The sequence below is a fragment of the Bradyrhizobium sp. SZCCHNRI1009 genome (assembly GCF_032487575.1).
In the GTDB taxonomy this organism is placed as follows: domain Bacteria; phylum Pseudomonadota; class Alphaproteobacteria; order Rhizobiales; family Xanthobacteraceae; genus Bradyrhizobium.
Genome location: NZ_JAUEUL010000004.1, coordinates 249,766 through 274,432 on the forward strand (window position 1 = coordinate 249,766; position 24,667 = coordinate 274,432).

The window sequence follows — 24,667 nt, forward strand, 5'->3', positions numbered from 1 at the left end:
GTCCGAGCGGGCGCAATTTTGGCCAAAAATGCCTCGGAGAGCCCTAGCCATGCCGCACCCCTTCCTCTATAAGCGCGGCCTTGATCGGCATCCGGGCTCGCCAGCTTCATGGCTGCAGCCGTCCTTTGCGGACGATGCCTTGCAAAAATACCCTAGAGGATACCGATATGGCCGTCCCCAGAAGAAAAACTTCGCCGTCGCGCCGCGGCATGCGCCGCTCGGCTGACGCGATCAAGAAGCCGACCTATGTCGAGGACAAGGATTCCGGCGAGCTGCGTCGTCCGCACCACCTGGACCTGAAGACCGGCATGTACAAGGGCCGCCAGGTCCTGAAGAAGAAAGACGCCTGATTGTCCGCGCGGGCCGCTTTCCAAGCCGCCCGAATTCGGCCATCGATGGGGTTGAAAGCGGTCCCGTGCGACGTGATTCGCCGGGACCGTTGCGTATCTGTGCCGCGTGATCCCGTCTCGCTGTCATCTTCTTCGCACCGATTGATTTTGCGCCGGGCCGCCGCCCGCGCCATCCAAGGCTTCAACCGATGTCCATGGTCGGTTTCCCGCTGCTGCTGATCCCGCTGGCGATCTACAACATGATCGTCTTCCTGATGCCGGGGGTCGCCTTCAGCGAGACGCTGCTGCGCCTTCAGCTTCCGTCCGGCGAGCTCTGGACGATCTCGCTCGGCGACATGCTGCTGGCCCTGGGCGTGCTGCTGCTGCTGCTTGAGATCATCAAGGCGGCGAAGCCGAACGGCAAATATCTCACCGACCACCTGCTGTCGTTGCTGGTCTTCGGCGGCGCCGCCGCCGAATTCGCGATGTGGCAGAAGTTCGGGAACTCGACCTTCCTGCTGCTGACCCTGCTGGCGATGGTCGATTTCTTCAGCGGAGTCTCGCTGCGCACCAAGCGCGCCGCCCGCGCCGTCGTCGCAGCCCCCGCACCCATGCCGGCTCCCGTCGAAGCGCCCGTGGCGGATCCAGAACCTGAGCCTGTCGAAGAGCCTGCCCGGGAAGCGGTCAAAGAACCGACCAAGACGGAAATTCAGGAGCCGGAGGTCCAGCACGCGGACGCTGCTGCACCCGTCGTTCAAGAGCCGACCGATGCGGTGCCGGCGGCTGCTTCGGTCGCCGAATCCGTCCTGCTCGACCGCTCGGTCCCTCGGCCGGCTCCCGCGCCGACGACCGGCTGGGTCGCGGAGCCGAAGGAGGCCGAGGCCGCTGCTCCGACCGCTTCTGAGCCGCCCAAGCCCGAGACGCTGAAGCCCTGAGACGCAGGAGCGCGCGCTTAGATCATTTCTCGGGTCCGGCCGCCGGCACGCGTGGCCGGCTGAAGCCTCGCCGCATAGGCACTGTGGACGTCGGCAGCGGCCGCGCGCCTGAGCGTGCGGGTCTGCGGCAGCTGCTCGGCGGTCGCGATCAGATGGGTCACGAAGCCGGCATCGGGGCGGGCTGCGCGAATGATCCGCGCGCGACGGTCATGGCTCGCATCGCTCGGCAGCAGCGTCACCGAGCGGGAGGTCTCCTCCAACCCGTCCAGGCGACCGCCGTCCTGATCAATCGTTAACATTGTCCAACCATCGCCGGCGCGATTGTCACGTTCTGGGACGCCGGTACCTTTCGCTCCTCGATCTCGCAAAAGCAATGCCGTCCCAAGCGTCGCTGGGCGCTGCATGTTCCAAACATGGTTGACGCGTCTCGGACACGCGCTCGTCGCCTCGGCATGCTCTCCGTTAACCAGAGATGCGTAGTCTGATTCGCGAAGTCGGCCGCCGCCGCTCGCGCGGGTACGCGTCGGCCGTTCCCAAATCAGCGCCGGTCCTGCCGGCCTGTGCCGAAACGAGGCGACCTTGACATCCGAATTGCCACAGACCGCGATGATCCTGGCGTCCCTGGGCCAAGCCGCCTTCGTCTGGGACCTGGCAAGCGACGTGATCGTCTGGAGCGATCACGTCGGGGCGGTGTTTGCCGATGTTCCGTTGCCGCAGCTCTGCAATGGGGCCGAGTTCAGCAAGCTGATCGAGCCGGACCGCGGCATCCGCACTGAGATCATGCTCCAGACGGCACCGCTATACGGCGCCAGCGGCACGCCGTACCGGATCGAATATGGCGTGCGCACCCACGCCGGGGCGCCGCTGATCTGGGTCGAGGAAACCGGCTGCTGGTTCGCAGGCTCCGACGGGCGGCCGGCCCGCGCCCAGGGCATCGTCCGGATCAACAACGAGCGCCACGCCCGCGAGGAGCAACTGCTCAAGCTGTCACGGCACGATCCGCTGACCGGCGAGCTGAACCGGACGCATCTGCTGGCGACGCTTGCCGAGGTGATCGAGGAGGCGCAGCGGTTCCGCTTCTCCTGCGCCTTCATGCTGGTCGGCATCGATCATCTCGCGCGCATCAACGACGCCTTCGGCTTCGACGTCGCCGACGGCGTCGTGCTGGAGATCGCGCAGCGCATCCGGGGCCGGCTCCGTGGTGGCGACACGCTCGGGCGGTTCTCGGGCAACAAGTTCGGGTTGATCCTGAAGAACTGTACGATGGACGACATGACCACCGCCGCCGAGCGCTTTCTCGCGACCGTGCGCGACGAGGTGGTGCCGACCAAGTCAGGTCCGGTCGCCGTCACCGCGACGATCGGCGCAGTGAGCGTTCCCCGTCACGCCCGCTCGGTCGAGGAAGCGGTCAACCGCGCCCATGAGACGCTCGACGCCGCCAAGCGCCGCCGCATCGGATCGTTCTCGACCTGGCGGCCGAACGTGGAGCGCGACGCGCAGCGCAAGGTCAACATCCGCGTCACCGACGAGATCGTGACGGCGCTCAATGAGCGGCGCATCGTTACGGCGTTCGAGCCGGTGGTGAATGCCAACACGCTTGCGCCCGCCTTCTATGAATGCCTGGTGCGGATGCGCCAGGATGACGGCCGGGCCTTGCTGGCGCCGGACGTCGTCCCTGTCGCCGAACGGCTCGGATTGATCCGTCTGGTCGATCACCGCATTCTGGAGCTGGTGGTGGCTGAGCTCGCGAGCACGCCCGACGTCACCCTGAGCCTCAACATCTCGCCTGAGACCACCATGGATCCGGACTGGTGGGCCTCGATCGAATCCATGATGCGCGCCCATCCTGGGGTCGCCGAACGGCTGATCGTCGAGATCACCGAGACGGTCGAGATCCAGGACGTCGACGATCTCCGCGGCTTCGTGACGCGGCTGAAGGATCTCGGCAGCCGAATCGCCATCGATGATTTCGGCGCCGGGCACACCTCGTTCCGCAATCTGCGCAAGCTCGGCGTCGACATCGTCAAGATCGACGGCGCCTTCGTGCAGAATCTCGTGCGCTCGGCTGACGACCGCGCCTTCGTCCAGACGCTGGTCGAGCTGGCGCGACGGCTGCAGATCAAGACGGTCGCGGAATGGGTGCAGGACGAGGCGTCGGTCGCGCTGCTGCGCGACTGGGGCTGCGATTACATCCAGGGCCGGGTGATCGGCCTCGCCTCGGTCGATCGGCCGTGGATCGAGCACGGCAGGGCAGAATTGCCGGCGGCGAGCTGATCAGCCGCCGGCCTCCAATCGCGGATCAAGCGGCAAGCGTCAGCCTTGCTGCTCGTCCTTCTTCGGCTCCGACATGCGGTCGAGCCGGTCCTGCATTTCCTTCATCTGGCGGCGCAGTTCGTCGATGTTGTCGTCAGCGGCGGCAGCAGCGGGCTCGGCGGCCTTCTCCTCGGCGCGGACCGCACCAGGCGCGAACGGCTTGAACATCGAGAAGGTCTGCTGGAACAGCTCCATGTTGCGGCGCACCTGCTCCTCGAGAGGCGCGAAAGGCGTCCCGCTGAAGGTGTCGGCGATCTGCTTGCGGAACTTCTCCTGCTCCTTGGTCAGTGTGTCGATCGACTGCTCCAGGTATTTGGGTACCACCATCTGCATGCTGTCGCCGTAGAAGCGGATCAACTGGCGCAGGAATGTGGTGGGCAGCAGGTTCTGTCCCGCCTTGTTCTCCTGCTCGAAGATGATCTGGGCGAGCACGGACCGGGTGATGTCGTCGCCGGTCTTGGCGTCGTAGACCAGGAAATCCTCCCCGTTCTTAACCATCGAGGCCAGATCTTCGAGGGTCACGTAGGTACTCGTCCCGGTATTGTAGAGCCGCCGGTTCGCGTATTTCTTGATCGTGGTGGGTTGGTCAGATTTCGCCATGAGCTCACACATGCAAACCGAGAACAGGGAACCCGGCGGCGTCGCCGCAGGGCGAAGAGCTACGCAATGCAATAACGTAATCACTTTCGGGCGAGTTCGGCTACGGTTTTGTGCGGAACGGTTAATCCCGCAGCAGAATTCCTGCTCACGAAACCGCCAAGCGTGCCAATTTGAATGCGCTGCAACAGGAATCGCTGATGCCGCCAATTGACATGTCGCAACGACGTTAACAGGATGAAGTGCGAAGGTTGCGCATCTGCCAATCCGAGGCTTGCGGACGGCCGGCGCGACCGTGAACGAAGAAATTCGGTTTGATTTCAAATACGCCCGATCTCTCAAGCCCTCGTTTCCACGTCCAAGATCAAGAACCCCAGGAGATGCTCATGTCAGACGATGTCGTCATCGTCAGCGCCGCCCGCACCGCGGTTGGAAGTTTCAACGGTGCCTTCGCCAGTGTCCCGGCCCATGAGCTGGGTGCGGTGGCCATCAAGGCCGCGCTGGAGCGCGCCGGTGTCGAGCCCGGCCGCGTCTCGGAGGTCATCATGGGCCAGATCCTGACTGCGGCGCAGGGCCAGAACCCGGCGCGCCAGGCCTCGATCGCCGCCGGCATTCCAGTCGAGAGCCCGGCCTGGGGCATCAACCAGCTGTGCGGCTCCGGCCTGCGCTCCGTTGCGCTCGGCTATCAGGCGCTCGTCAATGGCGACTCCGACATCGTGGTCGCCGGCGGCCAGGAGTCGATGAGCATGGCGGCGCATGCGCAATATCTGCGCGCCGGCGTGAAGATGGGCTCGCTCGATCTGGTCGACACGATGATCAAGGACGGCCTGTGGGACGCCTTCAATGGCTATCACATGGGCAACACCGCCGAGAACGTTGCGAAGCAATATCAGATCACGCGTGCGCAGCAGGACGAGTTCGCCGTTGCATCGCAGAACAAGGCCGAGGCGGCTCAGAAGGCCGGCAGGTTCAAGGACGAGATCGCGCCCGTGACGGTGAAGAGCCGCAAGGGCGACACTGTGGTCGACACCGACGAATATCCGCGTCATGGCGCGACGATCGAGGCCATGGCCAAGTTGCGCGCGGCCTTCGAGAAGGACGGCACGGTCACAGCCGGCAACGCGTCGGGCATCAATGACGGCGCAGCGGCCGTGGTGCTGATGACCGCCAAGCAGGCGGCCAAGGAAGGCAAGACCCCGCTCGCGCGGATCGTGTCCTGGGGCCAGGCCGGCGTCGATCCGAAGGTCATGGGCACCGGCCCGATCCCGGCGTCGCGCACGGCGCTGAAGAAGGCCGGTTGGAACATCGCCGACCTCGACCTGATCGAAGCCAACGAGGCGTTCGCCGCGCAGGCCTGTGCCGTGAACAAGGACCTCGGCTGGGATCCGGCCAAGGTCAACGTCAACGGCGGCGCGATCGCGATCGGCCATCCGATCGGCGCATCCGGCGCGCGCGTGCTCGTGACCCTGCTGCATGAGATGCAGAAGCGCGACGCTAAGAAGGGCCTCGCGACGCTGTGCATCGGTGGCGGCATGGGCATCGCGCTGTGCGTCGCACGCGACTAAAAAGCCGGCAGTGACTGCGAACCGTTCAGCCTTCGCAATCGCGTCCAGCTCAACTAAAGATCAACGCCCGGCGATCTCGCCGGGCGTTTTGTTCTTGATGTCCGTCAAACACGTCGCATAATCGACCACTAAAAAAATGGAGTTGAGCGAGCATGGATGGTCGTGCGGCAAGGTGATGGTCGCGCGGAGGTTCATGATCCAATAACAACGGTAGGCACGGTGGCAGCCAGAGGTTGTCCTGTGCGATCAGTCATCGAGGGAAGGATTCGACATGGCACGTGTGGCGTTGGTGACGGGGGGAACGCGCGGTATCGGAGCGGCGATCAGCAAGGCGCTGAAGGCGGCGGGATATAAGGTCGCGGCGAATTACGGCGGCAACGATGCCGCTGCGGAGAAGTTCAAGAGCGAGACCGAGATCCCCGTCTACAAATGGGACGTCAGCTCGTTCGAGGCTTGCGGTGAGGGCATCAAGAAGGTCGAAGCCGATCTCGGTCCCGTCGATGTCCTGATCAACAATGCCGGCATCACCCGTGACACCGCCTTCCACAAGATGACGCTCGAGCAATGGAGCGCGGTGATCAACACCAATCTCGGCTCGCTGTTCAACATGACCCGCCCGGTCATCGAGGGCATGCGCGCGCGCAAGTTCGGCCGCATCATCAACATCTCCTCGATCAACGGCCAGAAGGGCCAGTTCGGCCAGGTCAACTACTCCGCGGCGAAGGCCGGCGACATCGGCTTCACCAAGGCGCTCGCGCTGGAGACTGCCAAGGCCGGCATCACCGTCAACGTGATCTGCCCGGGCTACATCAACACCGAGATGGTGCAGGCGGTGCCGAAGGACGTGCTCGAGAAAGCCATCCTGCCGCTGATTCCGGTGGGGCGCCTCGGCGAGCCCGAGGAGATCGCGCGCGCCGTGGTGTTCCTCGCGGCCGACGAGGCAGGGGCCATCACCGGCTCGACGCTGTCGGTCAATGGCGGCCAGTACATGGTGTGATCTGCGCCGGCGGCGTTGCCTCCGGCCGCCGTCTGCGGCTAAGGAAAACGTGATGCCCGCGCTCGCCGCGGGCATTCACGTCTTGGACGCTCCCCGCACGGACGCAGGCGTGGGTGGCCGGCATGAGCCGGCCGTGACGGAGCCTGCCGCCTGATGTCCCAGCGCACTGCGACCCTGATCGGTCTGACCGCGATCCTGATGTGGTCGCTGCTCGCCTTGTTGACGGTCGCGACCGGCACGATTCCCGCCTTCCAACTGGCGGCAATGACCTTCGCGATCGGCGGTGCGGTCGGCCTGGCCAGTTTGATCCGCCGAGCGGCCGGGCTGGAGGTGCTGCGGCAGCCGGTGGCGGCGTGGGTCGTGGGCGTGGGCGGGCTGTTTGGCTACCACGCGCTTTATTTTCTGGCGCTGCGCTTCGCGCCACCGGCCGAGGCCGGGCTGCTGAACTATCTCTGGCCGCTGCTGATCGTGCTGTTCTCGGCCTTTCTGCCGGGCGAGCGGCTCGCGGTTCATCACGTGATCGGTGCCGGGATCGGTCTCGTCGGCACCGCGCTGCTGTTGCTCGGCAATGGTGCGAGCTTCGCTGCGAGCCAGTTGCCGGGGCTTGCGGCCGCCTTCGTCGCGGCGTTCGTGTGGGCGATCTATTCGGTGCTCTCGCGCCGTCTGAAGGCGGTGCCGACCGATGCCGTCGCCGGCTTCTGCCTGGCGACGTCCGCTCTCGCGGCTCTGGTCCATGTTGCGGTCGAGCGAACGGTCTGGCCTGACGGTCCGATGCAGTGGCTCGCTGTTGCCGGTCTCGGCATCGGTCCGGTCGGTGCTGCGTTCTATGCCTGGGACATCGGCATGAAGCGCGGCGACATTCGGGTGCTGGGTGCGGCGTCCTATGCGACGCCGCTGTTGTCGACGGCGTTCCTGATCGTTGCCGGCTACGCGCGGCCGAGCGCGACGATCGCCGTGGCGGCGCTGCTGATCGCCGGTGGCGGTCTGGTCGCGGCCAAGGACATGTTCCTTCTGCGCAAGCGCTGAGCGCTCGGGTGAAGGGCGAGGTGAGCGGAGTCAGGCCTCGCATGCGAACTTCGGCGGCCCAATCCGACGGTTATCCTTGATGCGCACTTAACCGTGCGCAAAACCAGCGCGCCGGCCGGTAGCTCACAACCGTCGATTACAGTTTGACGCGTTCTGCACCTAACCCGCCCTTTACCCGTCCTGAGCGATAGTCCCTGCGGAATGGTGCTGACAACGGGGCGGCAATGCCGGACGTGAGACGTTACATGGCCCGCGCGGCGGAGTTGTTTCGCGTTCCCGCCGACAATCCCGAGCTGACGCGTGCGCAGTTCCAGGCGTTCTCCAAGCAGGTGCCGCTGCTCTATTTCATTCTCATCACCAATAGTCTGGCGCTCGCCTACACGTTCCTGCCGGTGGCGCCGGCGTGGCTGACGATTTCAGTGCCGGCGCTGCTGTCGACGATTACCGGCGTTCGCATGCTGTGGTGGCTGCGGCAGGGCGAGTCCGCCAGCAGCGACGCCGAGGTGCTGCGCAACCTCCGTGTCACCAACCGGATTGCCGGTCCGATCGGAGCGCTGTTCGTCGTCTGGTCGTTCGCGTTGTTTCCCTATGGCGATCCGTTCGCCAAGGGGCAGGTCGCGTTCTACATGGCGGTCACGGTCATCGGCATCATCTTCTGCCTCATGCATCTGCGCTCCGCGGCGCTGATCGTGACCCTCGTGGTCATCGTCCCCTATGTCGTCTTCTTCATGTCCACGGGCGTTCACGCGCTGCGGGCGATCGCTGTCAATCAGCTGCTCGTGTCCGGCGCCATGGTCACGGTGCTGTTCATCTACTACCGCGATTTCGCTGCGCTGGTTGCCAGCCGCAAATCGCTGCTCGCGGAGCAGGCCGCGACGCAAGCGCTGTCGGATGAGAACTTCCGGCTCGCCAATCTGGATTCGCTGACCGATCTGCCCAATCGCCGTCGCTTCTTCTCGGAGCTCACGCAAGCCTTCGCCGAGGCCGAGCGGGACGGCACGCGGCTTGCCGTCGGCATCATCGATCTCGACGGCTTCAAGCCGATCAACGACACCTATGGGCATACGGTCGGCGACCGCGTGCTGATGGAGGCCGCGCGCCGCATCGGCGACGCCTGTGCCGGCCATGGCGGCCAGGTCCATCTCGCCCGGCTCGGCGGCGACGAGTTCGGACTGGTGGTCGCCGGCAATCCAACGGACGACGATCTGCTCAACCTCGGACGGCAGATCACCGACCTCATCAAGCTGCCTTATCAGTTCGACACGACTCATACGGGCCTGTCGTGCTCGACCGGCTTTGCGCTGTATCCGCGCTCGGCCATGGTTGCGGATGCGCTGTACGAATGCGCCGATTATGCGCTCTACCACGCCAAGCGTCGCGCCCGCGGCCAGGCCATCATCTTCTCGACCGAGCTCGAGGCGGAGATCCGCAGCCGCAGCGTGATCGAGCATCTGTTGCGCACGGCCGATTTCGACGCCGAGATGGATCTGGCGTTTCAGCCGATCATGGACGCCACGAACGCACGCACCACCGGCTTCGAGGTCCTGGCGCGCTGGCACAGTCCCAAGCTGGGCACGGTGTCGCCCGCGAGCTTCATCCCGGCCGCCGAGCGGATCGGCGTCATCCGCAGCCTGACGCGTTGTCTCCTGGTCAAGGCGCTCGCCGCGGCGCGGACCTGGCCGGACGACATTCGCGTGTCGTTCAATCTCTCCGCACACGACATCTGTTCTCCGGACGGCGTTCTTCCGCTGCTGGCCGTCATCCATGCCAGCGGTGTGCCGCCGCGCCGCATCGAGTTCGAGATCACCGAAACCGCCGTCACCTTCGATTTCGCTCGCGCCGAGCAGTCGATCGCGGCATTGAAGGCGATCGGTTGCGGCATCTCGCTGGACGATTTCGGCACCGGCTACTCGTCGCTCAGCCACGTTCACCGGCTGCCGCTCGACAAGCTCAAGGTCGACCGCAGTTTCGTGAGCGACGTCAATGCCAATCCGATCAGCCACAAGATCATCAAGTCGCTGACCGGCCTCTGCGCCGACATGGAAATTTCGTGCGTAGTCGAAGGTGTCGAGACCAAGGAGCAGCTCGACAGCCTGCGGCGTCTGGGCGCGGACTACATCCAGGGCTACTACTTCGCCAAGCCGATGCCGGCCGATGCGGTTTCCGGCTTCCTCGCCCAGGAGCGCGAGCGCTTCGCCGAGCCGGCCGCGAAGGTCGTCGGCGCGAGCGCCTGACTCAGACCTCCGGCTCCCAGCCGGGCGGCGCGAGTTCGAATCCTTCGAACATGAAGCCCGGCGCCACCGTGCAGCCGACGAGCGTCCAATCGCCGCTGCTCTCGGCGGCCTGCCAGGCATGGGCGGGCACCACCGCCTGCGGTTGCTGGCCGGCTGCGAGGTCGATGCCCAGCGTCGTCGTTTGCGGCGCCTGGCCTTCGGCGGCGATCCGCAAGGTCAGCGGTGCCCCGGCATAGAAGTGCCAGGTCTCGACTGCATCGACCCTATGCCAATGCGAACGCTCGCCGCGCGCAAGCAGAAAATAGATCAGCGTCGATGCGGCGCGGCCGGAGGCGTCGACGGCCGGATCGCGAAACGTCTCGCGAAAATGTCCGCCCTCCGGATGCGGCTGCAGACCGAGACGCGCGATGATGTCGGCAGCCGAGAGCGTAGCCATCGTCCTCAGCCCTACGACTTGTTCTTGCGCTCGCGCAACTCGCCGAACACCTGCTCGGCGCTCGCGCCCTTCATGCGCAGCCGCAGCGCGACGGCCGGATCGTCGGCGCGCAGGAACACGTTGGTGTTCTTTTCGTCGCCGAGCAGCGACGGGATGGTCGGCCGGTTGGCGGCACGGAGCCGTCCCACCTCGTCGGCGCGGGCTTTCAGTGCCTCGTTGTCGCCGTCGACGGTGAGGGCGAATTTGACGTTCGATGCGGTGTATTCGTGGCCGCAATACAGCCTGAAATCGTCCGGCAGGGCGCGCAGCTTGAGCAGCGAGTCCCACATCATCGAATAGGTGCCCTCGAACACGCGGCCGCAGCCGACCGAGAACAGCGTGTCGGCCGCAAACAACGCCTTGTCGGCATCGAACACGTAGGAGACGTGGTCGAGCGTATGGCCTGGCGTTTCCAGCACGCGCGCTAGCAGTTCGCCGATCTTCACGACATCGCCATGGGCGACTCGCAGATCGACGTTGGCGATCGCCGTCGTCTTGTCGTGCGGCGCGACCACCCGGCAGCCATATTTCTGCTTGAGCTCGGCGACGCCGCCGACGTGGTCGTGATGATGATGCGTGATCAGGATGTCGGTGAGCGTCCAGCCTTCGGCGTCCAATTGCCGGACGATCGGTCCGGCCTCGGGGGCGTCGATCGAGGCAGTCGCACCGGTCGCAGGGTCATGGATCAGATAGCCGAAATTGTCGGACAGGCAGGTGAAGGCGCGGATGTCGGCGGCCATGATGTCTCCGTCGGCGGGACCGGGCGAGGCACGATGGTCGCGCTCGCGAAGCCAAGAGGTCGTGGAGGCGGAGCCCGGGCGCGGCGTTGCGGGCGGCCTCCGATGTGCCGGGCAGAGATATGGCGTTAACGCTGGAGGCGCAACGCAATATTGGGCGCGCGGCGGCGCGCGCCCGCATGATACATTGACGTCATGGACGTGATCGATCTGCGAAATTTCTATTCGGGTCGCCTCGGGATCGTCGCGCGGCTCCTGATCAACCGCGGTATCCGCGCGCGCTGGCCGAGCGCGGCCGGGCAGCGGGTGCTGGGCATCGGCTATCCCACGCCCTATCTCGGCTTGTTCCGCGAGGATTCCGAACGCTGCATCGCCTTCATGCCGGCGGCCCAGGGGGTGCTGAAATGGCCGACGGCACGGCCGACGCTGGCCTCGCTGGTGGACGAATTCTCGCTGCCGCTGCCTGATGCGGCGGTCGACCGCATCCTGATCGTGCATGCGCTGGAGATGTCGGACGACCCGGCCGGGCTGCTGCGCGAGATGTGGCGGGTGCTGGCGCCGGCGGGACGCATGATCATCGTGATCCCGAACCGGCGCGGCGTCTGGACGCGGACCGACAACACGCCGTTCGGCCATGGCCGGCCTTATTCGCGCTCGCAGATCACGCAGCTGCTGCGGCAGACCTGGTTCACGCCGACCGGCTGGGGCGAGGCGCTGTTCATGCCCCCGGTTGGCGGCTGGTTCCTGAAATCGGCGATGGCCTGGGAGCGCGTCGGCGCGGCGCTGTCGCTGCCGTTCGCCGGTGTCCACATCGTCGAGGCGACCAAGCAGGTCTACCGGGTGATCCCGGCGCGCCGCGAGCGCATCCGGCTGATCCCGCGGCTCGAACCGGTGCTGGCGCCGTCGCCGTCGGCCCCCGGATCCAGTGGCTCCGGTCGCCGCGAGGCCGGTCCGCCGTCGCGCGAGGGATGATCCCGGGCCGTTCTCCTGCGCGCCTCCCGCACAAAAAAAAGGGTGGGCTCTGAGCCCACCCGTTTCGTCATGATGGAGCGTAATCGCTATTCGCCCGGATTGAGATCCTCGCTCGGCGCCGGTGCAGCAGCGGCCGCTTCAGTGCGCGGACCATGCGGACGCCGGCGGCGGCGCGGATAGCGCTCGGCAGCGCCCTCGAAGGCGGCCGGGGGATTGGCGATCTGCGGCTGCGGACCGGTGATGAAGGACGGCAGCCGATCGACGCCGCTGTCGGCGATGACGGGCTGGGGTTGCGGCTGCGGCTGGTACTGGACGGGCTGCGGACGCTCGCGGTGCTCGCGCGACTCCCGCTCGCGATGCTCCCGCGGTTCACGGTGCTCCCGCGGCTCGCGGTGTTCGCGCGGCTCGCGATGCTCACGCGCTTCGCGATGCTCACGCGGCTGCTGCTCGCGCTGATAGGGCTGGTTGTCGCCGCGCTCGCGCTGGCCGCCTTCGCGGTCGCGCATGAAGGGCTGGGGTTGAGGCTGCGGCTGCGCCGGAACGAAGCCGGGCTCCTGGCCGAAATGCGAGAAGCTCTCGCCGTCATCATCGAGGTCGTCGACGGTCAGGTCCTCGGTGTTGCGCGGCTGCTGCGGCTGGTTCTGGCGGAACTGCTCCTGCGCGGCGGCAATCAGGCGGAAATAGTGCTCGGCGTGCTGGTAGTAATTTTCGGCGGCAACGGGGTCACCCGAGGAGCGGGCGTCGCGGGCAAGCTGGACATATTTCTCGGCGACATGAGAGGCTGTGCCGCGGATCTTGATGTCCGGCCCGTTGGACTCGAACACCCTGGTCAGCGGATTCTGGCCGCGCCGGTTATTATTGTTGTTACCGCTGTTCCGGTTGCGCATCCGCTTGTTGTTCTGACCGTTTCTCATGTCCTGCCTTTATTCCAACCCTGCGTTAGGAGCACCGATTGTCTGAGCACTGATTGTTATGCACTGATTGTTATCGGAATACCGAGAGCGTATTGAAATACCTTCGCTGGGCTCGGACGCCTCGCGCGCGGTCCAAATGGTCCCATCCGACCCATGTCGGTTCCGACATGCCGGTTTGATCCATGCCGATGTGATCGACAGCCGATTCTCTCGACAAAAGCGCGTTCAAAACGCGTTCCCCACCCGCCAGCCCCTGGGACCGGCGAACCACGTCATTCAGCCAGCCAAGGCGACATGCGCCACGACCACCCAGTTTGCTTAGCGTAAGACCTCAAGTGCAAAGTCAGGCTTTCGTTCGCTTTGCAGTCGCGGGCTGCGCAGCCATCCGGCTCTCGCGCTCAGCAGATCTGCGTTCTGGAACCTATCGCCCGGCGTGGCTCTCTGGCATCTGACCGCGGCGGTGTTCCGTGAATACCGCTCGTCGTGGCCTGCACCGGTGCTGTGAATGGAACGTAGTCGCTCCCGGGGGATATTCCAAGAGCTTTTTCCGTATCCCCGGACCTTTACCGGAGCTTTTTTAGGCCCATGACGGTTCGGGGTATACCGGCCAGATCGGCCCGGATCGTGGAGGAATCGGCCGCCAGGCCAGCCCTCACCATCAATGCAGCGACGCCGTCACTCTGGCCAAGCCCGACCTCCACGATGACAGCGCCGCCCGGCCGAAGCAGGGCCGCTGCCTGCGGGATCAGCGCGCGGTAGGCGTCGAGCCCGTCCTTGCCTCCGTCCAGTGCGCGCAGCGGATCATGACTGCGCACCTCGACGTCGAGCTCGCTGATCTCGGACGACGGAATGTAGGGCGGGTTCGACACGATCAGGTCGAAGCCAGCGGACAGCGCTGCTGCATAGGAGCAGGCGACGAAGCCGGCGCGGTCGGCCAATCCGAGCGCGCGCGCATTGTCCCGCGCAGTGGCCAGCGCACCGACGATGATGTCGGTGCCGACGCCATGGGCCCGTGGCAGCTCGGACAGCAATGCCAGCAGGATCGCGCCGGAGCCGGTGCCGAGATCGGCGATGCGCAAGGGGCGCGTCAGGGCGCCGCCGGCGGCGAGATGCTCGAGTGCCAGTTCGACCACGGTCTCGGTGTCCGGCCGCGGCACCAGCGTATCCGCCGAGAGCTGCAGCGGCAGGCCCCAGAACTCCTTGGCTCCGAGGAGGCGCGCCACCGGCTCGCCGACCAGCCGGCGTTGCACCAGCGCTTCCAGACGCTGCGCATCCGCGTGGGATAGCTGCCGTTGGCCATGCATTACGAGACCGGTGAGGTCGAGCTGAAGCGCATGGCCCAGTAGCAGCCGCGCATCGAGCTCCGGCGAATCGAGACCGGCGGCTGCAAAGCGGGCCGCAACCGCGCGCCGCGCCGAGTCGATGTTTGCGCCGGCGATGATCTCGGTCATCGCCCGCGCTCTCTCCACGGGTCATCCCCGCGAACGCGGGGATCCATACGCCGTGCCGTTGCGAGGCGGAAGGTCGGAGTTGCAGCCTTTGCTAGCCACGGATGCCTGTGGTGATGGGTCCCGGCGTTCGCCGGGACGACAGCTGATGTGCCGCAACACGGTCGCGCTTCGGTTGGCAGCGCGCAGGCGCCGCTCACGCCGCAGCGCCCTGCGCGGCAAGCTGTGCCGCCTGATGCTCCGTCGTCAGCGCGTCGATCAGTTCGCCCAGCGCTTCGCCCGCGATCACCTGCGGCAGCTTGTAGAGCGTCAGATTGATGCGGTGGTCGGTGACGCGCCCCTGCGGGAAATTGTAGGTGCGGATGCGCTCCGAGCGGTCGCCGGAGCCGACCTTCTCCTTGCGGTCGGCGGAGCGCGCGGCGTCGACCTTCTGCCGCTCGGCGTCGTAGATGCGCGAGCGCAGGATGTTCATCGCCGAGGCGCGGTTCTTATGCTGCGAGCGGCTGTCCTGCATCATCACCACGATGCCGGTCGGAAGGTGGGTGATGCGGATCGCCGATTCGGTCTTGTTGACGTGCTGGCCGCCGGCGCCCTGCGCGCGCATGGTCTCGATGCGCAAATCGTCCTGCTTGATGTCGACGTCGACATCCTCGACCTCGGGCAGCACGGCGACCGTCGCCGCCGAGGTGTGGATGCGGCCCTGCGTCTCGGTATCCGGCACGCGCTGCACCCGGTGCACGCCGGATTCGAACTTCAGCTTGGCGAAGGCGCCGCGGCCCTGCACCTCGGCGATGATCTCCTTGTAGCCGCCGACGGTGCCTTCGGACGCCGAGATCACCTCGACCTTCCAGCCCTGCAGGGCGGCGAACCGTTCGTACATGCGGAACAGATCGCCGGCGAACAACGAGGCCTCGTCGCCGCCGGTGCCGGCGCGGATTTCGAGCACGACGTTGCGGTCGTCCATCGCGTCCTTGGGCAGCAGCGCGACACGGATCTTCTGCTCGAGCTCGCCGCGGCGCGCGATCAGCTCGTCGCGCTCGGCCTCGGCCATCGCCCGCATCTCGGCATCGGTGGCGGGATCGGCGATCAGCGCCTCGGTGTCGGCGAGTTCTTTGACTCCTGCACGATAAGCCTTCACCGCGTCGATCAGCGGATTGAGCTCGGCGAGCTCGCGGGTGATCTGCACGTAGCGGTCGGAATTGACCTGGCCGAGCAGCTCCGCCTCGAGCGAGGCGTGATGCGCGAGTAGGACATCGAGTTTGGCTTCGGGAAGCGACGACATGTTGCAATCTGATCTAGGAGCAAACGATACGGACGGAAGGCGGCCGGCGCGACAGGCCGGCTACAGCGCGAGGCCTTCGCTCTCGGCGAACTCGGTCAGCTTCTGCCGCATCGAGAAGCTGCCGGCCGGCGCGGCCAGCCATTCGGCCATCTTCGTCGCCGCCTTGCCGGCGTCCAGTTCGAGGATCATCGCCTTCACAGGGCCGTGCGCGGTGGCCGACAACGACAGCGAGCGGTAGCCGAGCGCGATCAGCGCCAATGCGCCGATCGGCTTGGAGGCCATCTCGCCGCACAGTGACACCGACCGTTTCGCCGCCTTGGCCTTGTGCACGATCTGCTGCAACGCCCGCAGGATCGGCGTCGACAGCGTGTCGAAGCGCTCGGAGACCTTGGCGTTGCCGCGATCGACCGCGAACAGGAACTGGAACAGGTCGTTCGAGCCGACCGAGATGAAATCGACCTTCGAAAGCAGCTCGTCGAGCTGATACAGCAGCGCCGGGACCTCGAGCATGGTGCCGACGTCGACGCGCTCCGGCAGCGTATGGCCGTGCTGGCGCAGATAGGTCAGCTCGCGCTCGACGATCGCCTTGGCCGTGTCGAACTCGGCGACTTCCGAGATCATCGGGAACATGATGCGCAGCGAGCGGCCGCCGCCGGCGCGCAGCAGCGCCCGGATCTGGCCGCGCAGCAGGCCCGGACGGTCGAGGCCGAGGCGGATCGCGCGCCAGCCGAGCGCCGGATTCTCCTCGATCACGGTCTCCATGTAGGGCAGCGCCTTGTCGCCGCCGATGTCCAACGTGCGGAACGTGACCGGCTTGTGGCCGGCGGCGTCGAGCACCGTGCGATACAGCGCCAGCTGGTCGCTGGAGCGCGGCAGGCTGGCGGACACCATGAACTGCAACTCGGTGCGGAACAGGCCGATGCCGGCGCTGCCGGTGTCCTCGATATGCGGCAGGTCGATGACCAGGCCGGCATTGATCATCAGCTCGACCGGCTGGCCGTCCTTGGTCACGCAGGGCTTGTTGCGCAGCTCGCCATATTGCGCCTGGCGGCGGGCGCGGAAGCGCACCCGTTCGGCATAAGCGGATTCGATCTCGGAGGACGGCCGAACGTAGATCGAGCCCGACGTGCCATCGACGATGATGGCGTCGCCGGGATCGGCGATGCCCGGCGCGTTCGGCACCTCGCCGACGGCGGGAATGCCGAGCGCACGCGCCACGATCGCGACATGCGAGTTGGCGGTGCCTTCCTCGAGCACGAGGCCGCGCAGCCGTTTGCGGTCGTAGTCGAGCAGCGCCGCCGGACCCATCGCGCGCGCGATCAGGATGGCGTTGTCGGGCAGGTGCTCGCGCCGCGGCGCGTGATCCTGGCCGACGAGCTGGCGCAGCAGCCGGTAGCCGAGATCCTCGAGATCGTGCAGTCGCTCGCGCAAATACGGATCGGTCGATCGCAGCATGCGGGCGCGGGTGTCGGACTGCACGCGCTCGACGGCGGCTTCGGCCGTGAGGCCGGTCGCGACCGCCTCGTGCAGCTTGTGCGACCAGCCCTGGTCGTTGGCGAACATGCGATAGGCTTCGAGCACCTCGCGATGCTCGCCGCCATCGGCGACGTCACCGCGTTCCAGCATGCGGTCGAGGTCGGCGCGCAGCTTGAGAAGCGCGGCGTCGAGCCGCTTGATCTCCTTGGGCAGGTCCTCGGCGATGTAGTTGTTGATGACGACGCGCGGCTCGTGCAGCACGACATGGCCGAGCGCGATGCCATCGGACAGCACCGTGCCGGTCTTGTGGATCGAGTGCCGCGCCGCCGGCTCGGCGCCGGGCTGGGCGAGCGCTGCGAGCTCGCCGGAGGCGATCATCTCGGCGAGCACCATCGCGGTGGTCTGCAGCGCCTCGACCTCTTCCTCGACATAGGTGCGCTTGGCGCGGTTCTGCACCACCAGCACGCCGAGCGTGTTGCCGGCGCGCAGGATCGGCACGCCGAGGAAGGAGTGGTAGATCTCCTCGCCGGTCTCCGGGCGATACGAGAAGGCGGGGTGGCTCTGCGCGTCGTTCAGGTTGAGCGGCGTGGCCTCGCTGGCGACGAGGCCGACAAGGCCCTCATGCGCGCTCAGCACGGTCATGTGCACGGCGTCGCGGTTCAGACCTTCGGTAGCGTAGAGCTCGAGCGTGTTGTCGACGCGCAGCACATAGACCGAGCAGACCTCAGCGACCATGTTGGCCGCGATCAGCACCACGATCTTGTCGAGCCGCTCCTGTGCCGAGACCTGCTCCGCCATGGTCTCGCGAAGCCGTCTGAGCAGGACGCGGGGGCCTCCCGACGCGCTTCGCATGTGGCACAATCCCCCTTCCTGGGGCCAGCCCGGCACGCGGCCGGATCTGGCGCTAAACTCGCGGCATCGAACAGCTTTCTCGATTCGGCACTATCGCACGCTCAGAGTGCCGGCCCGAACCAGAACAACCATCACTGGAGCACAGTTTGCGGCTGCCATCCTGCGATGGCGTATAGCGAATTAGGGCTTGTTTTGCCAAGCAAAACGCCTGCCACCGCGGGCGGCGTCAACGGCTTTCGAACGATCTTCGGCCCGTCCCGCTGTCACATAACGGGACAGGTGTGGTCGCGGAGGAGGATTTTCTAGGCCTGGTCCAGTCCGTAGAGCGTATGCAGCGTGCGGACGGCGAGCTCGGTGTAGGCGGCGTCGATCAGCACCGAGAACTTGATCTCGGAGGTCGTGATCGCACGGATATTGATGTTGCGGGCGGCGAGCGCAGCAAATCCCTTGGCGGCGACGCCGGCATGGCTGCGCATGCCCGAGCCGATCACCGAGACCTTGGCAACGTCGGTCGCGGTATCCAGGCGCTGATAGCCGATCTTGTCCTTGGCCGCCGTGATGGTCTCGCGCGCGCGATTGTAATCGGTGGCCGGCACCGTGAAGGTGAGATCGGTTGTCTTGCCGTCTTCGGAGACGTTCTGGACGATCATGTCGACGTTGATGTTGGCATCCGCCAGTGGTCCGAAGATCGAGGCGGCAACACCCGGCTTGTCCTCGATCTGGCGCACCGAGATCTGGGCCTCGTCCTTGGAGAAGGCGATGCCGGTCACGACGTGATTTTCCATGATTTGTTCCTCGCTGCAGATCAGCGTCCCCGGCGGCTGGTTGGCGTGCGGGTCGATATCCTCGGGCTTGTCGAATGAGGAGCGGACAAAGATCGGCATGTTGTGGACCATGCCCAGTTCCACCGAGCGGACCTGCAGCACCTTGGCGCCCTGGGACGCCAGCTCCAGCATGTCCTCGAAGGCGATCTTGTCGAGCCGCTTGGCCTTCGGCACCACCCGGGGATCGGTGGTATAGACGCCGTCGACGTCGGTATAGATGTCGCAGCGGTCGGCCTTGATGGCGGCCGCGATCGCCACCGCCGAGGTGTCCGAGCCGCCGCGGCCGAGCGTGGTGATTCGCCCGGTTTCGGCGTTGATGCCCTGGAAGCCGGCGATGACCGCGACCTCCTTGCGGTCGCGAAAGCGCTGGATCAGCTCGGAGCCGTCGATATCGACGATTCGCGCCGAGGCATGGGCATCGCTGGTCTTGATCGGGATCTGCCAGCCCTGCCACGAGCGGGCCTGGATGCCCATGCCCTGCAGCACGATCGCCAGCAGGCCGGACGTGACCTGCTCGCCCGAGGCCACGACGGCGTCGTATTCGCGCGCATCGTGCATCGGCGACGCCTCGGTGCACCAGGCGACCAGTTCGTTGGTCTTGCCCGACATCGCCGAGACGACCACGGCGACCTCATGACCGGCATCGACCTCGCGCTTGACGTGGCGCGCGACGTTGCGGATGCGATCGATGTTGGCGACGGAGGTGCCGCCGAATTTCAGCACGAGGCGACCCATGACGACGCGCTCATTCCCATCAGGAGGATAAGTTGACCGGCTGAGCGCGAAACCGGAGGCGCGCCAGCCGAAACGCGCGTATACATAGCGCCGCGGCTGGGGGCAAGACGGTTCCTTGTGGTGACAGGGTCAGGTTACAGGGTCAGGTTAGAGGCTTGGAATGGCGCGTTACATCGACGAAATCCTGCAACCCGGCGAGAAGGTGCTGTATTCGACCAATGCGCACTGGATGTTCTACCTTCCGGCGATCGGGGCCTGGATCGTCGTGTTCGGATTGCTCGTCCTCACCCGCATGACCGTGAACGACAATCTGGTCATGCTGTGCCTGGCCACCGCCGCCGTCATCGCCATTGTTGCGCTGTATTGGACGGTCCGGGCCTGGTTCCATCGTCTCACCACCGAGACGGACGTCACCAATCGCCGCGTCGTGCACAAAACCGGTTTCATCAAGCGCCGTACCTTCGAGATGGCCCTCGACAAGGTCGAGAGCGTCGACGTCAACCAGACCATCATGGGACGGGTTCTCAATTACGGCGATGTCACCATCTTGGGTGTGGGCGAGGGCAAGGAAACCATTTCGACCATCGCGGAGCCGCTGGCGTTCCGGAACGCCATCACGGCGCGTTAGCCCGGTACGGCGCCGCAGCTTCGATCATTGAGTATTCAGCGATGACAATGCCTCAGGATTCCCGCAGCCCTTCTGTTCCCTCCGGCTCGACCGTCGATCCGGCCGAGATCGCGAAGTTCTCGAAACTGTCCGAGACCTGGTGGGACCCGAAGGGCAAGATGGCGCCCCTGCACAAGATCAACCCGCTGCGCCTGACCTATATCCGCGATGCCGCCTGCCGGAAATTCGAGCGCAACGCCAAGAGCCTCAACTGCCTGTCGGGGCTGCGCATGCTCGACATCGGCTGCGGCGCGGGATTGCTGTGCGAGCCGTTCACACGGCTGGGCGCGCAGGTCGTCGGCGTCGACCCTTCGGCCAGCAACATTGCCGCTGCCAGGCTGCATGCCGAGAAGGGGCATCTGTCGATCGACTACCGCTGCACCACGATCGAGGAGATGGACCCGCGCGAGCGCTTCGACATCGTGCTGGCGATGGAGGTCGTCGAGCACGTCACCGACGTCAGTGCCTTCCTCGGCCGCTGTGCCGCGGTGCTGAAGCCGGGCGGCATGATGGTGGTCTCGACCCTGAACCGCAACTGGAAGAGCTTTGCGCTCGCCATCGTCGGCGCCGAATACGTGCTGCGCTGGCTGCCGCGCGGCACGCACGAGTGGAGCAAGTTCGTCACGCCGGACGAACTGACCAAATACCTGCTCGACAACCGCCTGGTCATCACCGAGCAGAGCGGCGTCGTCTACAGCCCCTTCGCCGACCGCTGGAGCCTGTCGACCGACATGGACGTGAACTACATGGTGGTCGCCGAGCAGATGGTCTAGCCGGCGCGGTGTGCCCGGCTGCCGCTCCACAACCGGTGTCGTGCCTGCGAACGCATGCGTTCGCAGGGACGACACCGTCGATGGGGTGCGATCCCGCGCCACATCCGGCAATTGCCGGCGTCGGCCGCGCTCACGCCGTCCGATTCGCCAGCCCCACCGCCCATAGCGCGAACGCATAGACGATCGCGACCTCATCCAGCCGGTTGAAGCGCCCGGAGGCGCCGCCGTGGCCGGCGCCCATGTTGGTGCGCAGGAGGACCGGCCCGCCACCGGTCATCGTCGCGCGCAGCCGCGCGATCCACTTTGCCGGCTCCCAATAGGTGACGCGCGGGTCCGTCAGGCCGGCCATGGCCAGGATCGCCGGATAGTCCTTGGCCGCGACGTTCTCATACGGCGAGTAGGACAGGATGGTGCGGAAATCCGTCTCGCTCTCGATCGGGTTGCCCCATTCGGGCCATTCCGGCGGCGTCAGCGGCAGGGTGTCGTCGAGCATCGTATTCAGCACGTCGACGAACGGCACCTCGGCGACGATGCCGGCGAACAGCTCGCCTGCACGGTTGGCGACCGCGCCCATCAGCATGCCGCCGGCACTGCCGCCATGGCCGACGATGCGCTTCGCGCTGGTGTAGTTGGCCGCGATCAGCGCCCGCGCGCAGGCCGCGAAATCATCGAAACTGTTGGTCTTCTTCTCGCGCTTGCCGTCGAGGTACCAGCCCCAGCCCTTGTCGGTGCCGCCGCGGATATGGGCGATGGCGTAGACGAAGCCGCGGTCGACCAGCGACAGCCGGTTGGTGCTGAAAGACGCCGGCATCGCATGCCCATAGGAGCCGTAGCCATAGAGCAGCAGCGGCGCCGAGCCGTCGGCCTTGAAGTCGCGCCGGTGCAGCAGCGACACCGGCACCTCGGCGCCATCATCGGCCTTCGCCATGATGCGCGTGGTGACGTAGTCGGCGGGATTGTGCCCGGACGGAATCTCCTGGCGCTTGCGCAAGGTTTTCGCGCGCGTCACCATGTCGTAGTCCCACACCTCGGACGGCGTCGTCATCGACGAATAGGCAAAGCGCAGGTTGGTCGTATCGAACTCGTAGGAGCCCATCGCGTCGAGCGAATAGGCGCCCTCGTCGAAGGCGATCGCGTGCTCCTCGCCGGATGTCAGGTCGCGGATCACGATCGACGGCAGCGCGTTGGCGCGCTCCAGTCGCACCAGATGGCCCGCATAGAGATCGTGGTCGAGCACGTAGATGCCGGCGCGGTGCGGAATGAGGTCGCGCCAGTTGGCGCGCCCGGGCGCGGACAGCGGCGCGGTGACGATCTTGAAGTCGATCGCGCCATCGGCATTGGTCAGGATGAACAGCTCGTCGCCGCGGTCGGCGATCGAATATTGCACGCCGTTCTCGCGGGCGGCGATGAGCCGCGGCGGCGCCTCGGGATGGTCGAGATCGATCAGCCGCTGCTCGGAGGTCTCATGGTCGCCGCCGGCGATGACGCAGAACCGGCCCGAGGTCGACTCGTGCACATGGGTGAACCAGCCGGTGTCCTTCTCCTCGTACACCAGCACGTCATCGGCCTGCCTGGTGCCGAGCCTGTGCCGCCACACCTGCATCGGGCGGTGATTGTCGTCGAGCTTGACGTAGAAGAAGCTCGTGCAGTCGCGCGACCACACCGCGCCGCCGTCGGTCTCCTCGACGACGTCGGCGAGATCATCGCCGCCATCCCAGTCGCGCACGCGGATGGTGAAGTATTCCGAGCCCTTGGTGTCGGCGCTCCAGGCGACGCGCTTGTGGTCGTGCGAATGCCGGCTGCCGCCGAACTTGAAATACTCATGCCCGCGCGCCAGCGCGTCGCCGTCGAGCCCGATGGTCTCCGCTCCGCCGTTGCGCGGCGTCCGGCAGAACAATTCGTGCTGGCCGCCCTCGCGGTACTTGCGGAAATAAGCGTAGGGCCCGTCCGGCGACGGCACCGAGGAATCGTCCTCCTTGATGCGGCCGCGCATCTCCGCGACGAGCTTCTTCTGCAGCGGTGAGGTGTGGCCGAGCACGGATTCCGCATAGGCGTTCTCGGCTTCGAGATAGGCGCGGATATCAGCATCCAGCAGCGACGGATCGTGCAGCACCTCCTGCCAGCGCGCGTCTTTCAGCCACGCATAGTCGTCCTGCACGGTGATGCCGTGGCGGGTGAAGCTGTGCTGATGGCGCGGCGCCACCGGCGCTGTTTTGCTGCTGTCTGTCATCTCGTCCTTTACGGGGTCACGCTCTCGCCGAGCCATTGGATCGCGGCGTCGAGGCCGCCGCGGCCGTGCGGGATCTTCAACGCCACCAGCGCCATTTCGATCACGCCGAGCGTGCCCAGCACCATCGGCGCGTTGACATGGCCCATATGGGCGATGCGGAACGCCTGGCCCTGCAGGTCGCCGATCCCGGTGCCGAGCACGACGCCGCACTGCTCCTTGCAGTAGGTCTGCAGCACCGCCGGATCATGGCCGCCGCCGACCAGCACCGTGGTCACGGTGTTGGAGCGCTCGGCGGCGTCTGCGATATTGAAGCCGATCACCTGGCCCTCGCTCCACTTCGCCACCGCGCGTCGCACGGCCTCGGCGAGCAGCTCATGGCGGCGGAAGGCGTGCGGCAGCCCTTCGTCGAACAGCATGTCCATGGCCTGGCGCAGCGCGAACAAGAGATGCACCGGCGCGGTGCCGCCATATTTGCGATAGTGCTCGGTGCCCTCGCGCTCGCTCCAGTCCCAATAGGGCGTGCGCATGTTGGCGCGCTTGTGCGCCTCGAGCGCGCGGGCGTTCGCGGCGACGAAGCCGAGACCGGGCGGCGTCATCAGGCCCTTCTGCGAGCCGGACATCGCGACGTCGATGCCCCATTCATCCATCTCGAACGGCATGCAGCCGAGCGAAGCGACGGTGTCGACCATGTAGAGCGCCGGATGGCCTGCGGCCTTGATGGCGCGGCCGATCGCCTCGACGTCATTGACGACGCCCGACGCCGTATCGATCTGCGCCACCACGATCGCCTTGATGGAGTGCTCCTTGTCGGCGCGCAGCCGCGCCTCGACCTCGGCCGGCCGCACCGCGCGGCGCCAGTCGCCACGGAGCACTTCGACGTCGGCGCCCATCGCGCGTGCCGCATTGCCCCAGCCGATCGCGAAGCGGCCGCTCTCCAGCACCAGCACCTTGTCGCCGCGCGCCAGCACGTTGGAGAGCACGGCCTCCCAGGCGCCGTGACCGTTGGCGATGTAGATGTAGGTCTTGCCCTTGGTCGCGAACAGCCGGCCGAGGTCGGACATGATGCCGTCGGTCAGCTCGACCATCTGCTTGGAGTAGATGTCGAGCGCGGGGCGGTGCATCGCCTGCAGCACCTCGTCGGGCATCGTGGTGGGTCCCGGGATGGCCAGAAACTCCCGGCCCGCGCGAACGGTCATTGTCAGTGTCCTCGGCGATGTGGTTTGGCGGTTGAGGGTGGTGATGGGCTCTCGCACACGGCCGGCCCAGCGCCGTTTTACGTGGCGGCG

General features: G+C 66.1%; 21 protein-coding genes. 10 read left to right on the forward strand and 11 right to left on the reverse strand.

What is annotated here, in order from left to right:
* Positions 1-167 precede the first annotated feature (167 nt).
* Both rpmF and QX010_RS10215 read left to right on the forward strand, forming a co-directional pair.
* Entirely contained in the window at positions 168-350 is a 183-nt protein-coding gene (rpmF, locus tag QX010_RS10210) for a 50S ribosomal protein L32 (RefSeq protein WP_006610266.1), read from the forward strand.
* A 188-nt stretch (positions 351-538) separates the two neighbouring features.
* The gene (locus QX010_RS10215; RefSeq protein WP_316179210.1) at positions 539-1,264 is read left to right on the forward strand and encodes a hypothetical protein; all 726 of its coding nucleotides are present in this window, start codon (positions 539-541) and stop codon (positions 1,262-1,264) included.
* Positions 1,265-1,281: 17 nt separating this feature from the next.
* Here the strand turns inward: QX010_RS10215 and QX010_RS10220 are convergent, their stop codons facing one another.
* On the reverse strand, positions 1,282-1,503 hold the full coding sequence (locus QX010_RS10220; RefSeq protein ID WP_316179212.1) for a hypothetical protein: 222 nt from the start codon (positions 1,501-1,503) through the stop codon (positions 1,282-1,284).
* A gap of 367 nt (positions 1,504-1,870) precedes the next feature.
* Here QX010_RS10220 and QX010_RS10225 point away from each other — a divergent pair, with 367 nt between their 5' ends.
* Positions 1,871-3,538 (forward strand): bifunctional diguanylate cyclase/phosphodiesterase, encoded by a 1,668-nt coding sequence (locus QX010_RS10225; protein ID WP_316179424.1) that lies wholly within the window; start codon positions 1,871-1,873, stop codon positions 3,536-3,538.
* 39 nt (positions 3,539-3,577) lie between these two features.
* Here QX010_RS10225 and phaR read toward each other — a convergent pair whose 3' ends face one another.
* On the reverse strand, positions 3,578-4,177 hold the full coding sequence (phaR, locus tag QX010_RS10230; RefSeq protein ID WP_257167926.1) for a polyhydroxyalkanoate synthesis repressor PhaR: 600 nt from the start codon (positions 4,175-4,177) through the stop codon (positions 3,578-3,580).
* 383 nt (positions 4,178-4,560) lie between these two features.
* Between phaR and QX010_RS10235 the strand changes: the two genes are divergently transcribed.
* The 4 genes from QX010_RS10235 to QX010_RS10250 all read left to right on the forward strand — a co-directional run bounded on the left by QX010_RS10235 (position 4,561) and on the right by QX010_RS10250 (position 9,996).
* Complete coding sequence (locus QX010_RS10235; RefSeq protein ID WP_315801746.1) at positions 4,561-5,739, forward strand: acetyl-CoA C-acetyltransferase; 1,179 nt, start codon at positions 4,561-4,563, stop codon at positions 5,737-5,739.
* A gap of 271 nt (positions 5,740-6,010) precedes the next feature.
* Positions 6,011-6,736: a beta-ketoacyl-ACP reductase gene (locus QX010_RS10240; RefSeq protein ID WP_316179215.1), complete on the forward strand. Its 726-nt coding sequence runs from the start codon at positions 6,011-6,013 to the stop codon at positions 6,734-6,736.
* 153 nt (positions 6,737-6,889) lie between these two features.
* Positions 6,890-7,762 carry a DMT family transporter gene (locus QX010_RS10245; protein ID WP_316179217.1) on the forward strand — a complete coding sequence of 291 codons (873 nt, stop codon included), beginning with the start codon at positions 6,890-6,892 and terminating at the stop codon, positions 7,760-7,762.
* Positions 7,763-7,986: 224 nt separating this feature from the next.
* Positions 7,987-9,996 carry a putative bifunctional diguanylate cyclase/phosphodiesterase gene (locus QX010_RS10250; protein WP_316179219.1) on the forward strand — a complete coding sequence of 670 codons (2,010 nt, stop codon included), beginning with the start codon at positions 7,987-7,989 and terminating at the stop codon, positions 9,994-9,996.
* Between the two features lies 1 nt (position 9,997).
* On the opposite strand, the gene QX010_RS10255 is transcribed toward QX010_RS10250, so the two are convergent.
* Together QX010_RS10255 and gloB are read right to left on the reverse strand one after the other, a co-directional pair.
* Positions 9,998-10,432, reverse strand: a complete 435-nt coding sequence (locus QX010_RS10255; protein WP_315801742.1) for a cupin domain-containing protein — start codon at positions 10,430-10,432, stop codon at positions 9,998-10,000.
* 11 nt (positions 10,433-10,443) lie between these two features.
* Complete coding sequence (gloB, locus tag QX010_RS10260) at positions 10,444-11,211, reverse strand: hydroxyacylglutathione hydrolase (RefSeq protein WP_315801741.1); 768 nt, start codon at positions 11,209-11,211, stop codon at positions 10,444-10,446.
* Positions 11,212-11,403: 192 nt separating this feature from the next.
* On the opposite strand from gloB, the gene QX010_RS10265 reads away from it, so the two are divergent.
* Positions 11,404-12,180, forward strand: a complete 777-nt coding sequence (locus QX010_RS10265; protein WP_315801740.1) for a class I SAM-dependent methyltransferase — start codon at positions 11,404-11,406, stop codon at positions 12,178-12,180.
* 86 nt (positions 12,181-12,266) lie between these two features.
* Here QX010_RS10265 and QX010_RS10270 read toward each other — a convergent pair whose 3' ends face one another.
* From QX010_RS10270 to QX010_RS10290, 5 genes are all read right to left on the reverse strand, one after another.
* A complete protein-coding gene (locus QX010_RS10270; protein WP_316179221.1) occupies positions 12,267-13,094 on the reverse strand; it encodes a DUF4167 domain-containing protein in 828 nt (275 codons plus the stop codon).
* Between the two features lie 563 nt (positions 13,095-13,657).
* Complete coding sequence (prmC, locus tag QX010_RS10275) at positions 13,658-14,545, reverse strand: peptide chain release factor N(5)-glutamine methyltransferase (protein ID WP_316179223.1); 888 nt, start codon at positions 14,543-14,545, stop codon at positions 13,658-13,660.
* 193 nt (positions 14,546-14,738) lie between these two features.
* The gene (gene prfA, locus QX010_RS10280) at positions 14,739-15,824 is read right to left on the reverse strand and encodes a peptide chain release factor 1 (protein ID WP_316179225.1); all 1,086 of its coding nucleotides are present in this window, start codon (positions 15,822-15,824) and stop codon (positions 14,739-14,741) included.
* A 60-nt stretch (positions 15,825-15,884) separates the two neighbouring features.
* Positions 15,885-18,152: a phosphoenolpyruvate--protein phosphotransferase gene (ptsP, locus tag QX010_RS10285; RefSeq protein ID WP_315715187.1), complete on the reverse strand. Its 2,268-nt coding sequence runs from the start codon at positions 18,150-18,152 to the stop codon at positions 15,885-15,887.
* A 302-nt stretch (positions 18,153-18,454) separates the two neighbouring features.
* On the reverse strand, positions 18,455-19,711 hold the full coding sequence (locus QX010_RS10290) for an aspartate kinase (RefSeq protein WP_315801736.1): 1,257 nt from the start codon (positions 19,709-19,711) through the stop codon (positions 18,455-18,457).
* A gap of 160 nt (positions 19,712-19,871) precedes the next feature.
* On the opposite strand from QX010_RS10290, the gene QX010_RS10295 reads away from it, so the two are divergent.
* A complete protein-coding gene (locus QX010_RS10295; RefSeq protein ID WP_315801735.1) occupies positions 19,872-20,339 on the forward strand; it encodes a PH domain-containing protein in 468 nt (155 codons plus the stop codon).
* Between the two features lie 47 nt (positions 20,340-20,386).
* Positions 20,387-21,151 carry a bifunctional 2-polyprenyl-6-hydroxyphenol methylase/3-demethylubiquinol 3-O-methyltransferase UbiG gene (gene ubiG / locus QX010_RS10300; RefSeq protein WP_409997904.1) on the forward strand — a complete coding sequence of 255 codons (765 nt, stop codon included), beginning with the start codon at positions 20,387-20,389 and terminating at the stop codon, positions 21,149-21,151.
* A gap of 130 nt (positions 21,152-21,281) precedes the next feature.
* On the opposite strand, the gene QX010_RS10305 is transcribed toward ubiG, so the two are convergent.
* Positions 21,282-23,381, reverse strand: a complete 2,100-nt coding sequence (locus tag QX010_RS10305) for a S9 family peptidase (protein WP_316179227.1) — start codon at positions 23,379-23,381, stop codon at positions 21,282-21,284.
* A gap of 8 nt (positions 23,382-23,389) precedes the next feature.
* A complete protein-coding gene (locus tag QX010_RS10310; protein ID WP_315801732.1) occupies positions 23,390-24,577 on the reverse strand; it encodes a pyridoxal-phosphate-dependent aminotransferase family protein in 1,188 nt (395 codons plus the stop codon).
* Positions 24,578-24,667 lie beyond the last annotated feature (90 nt).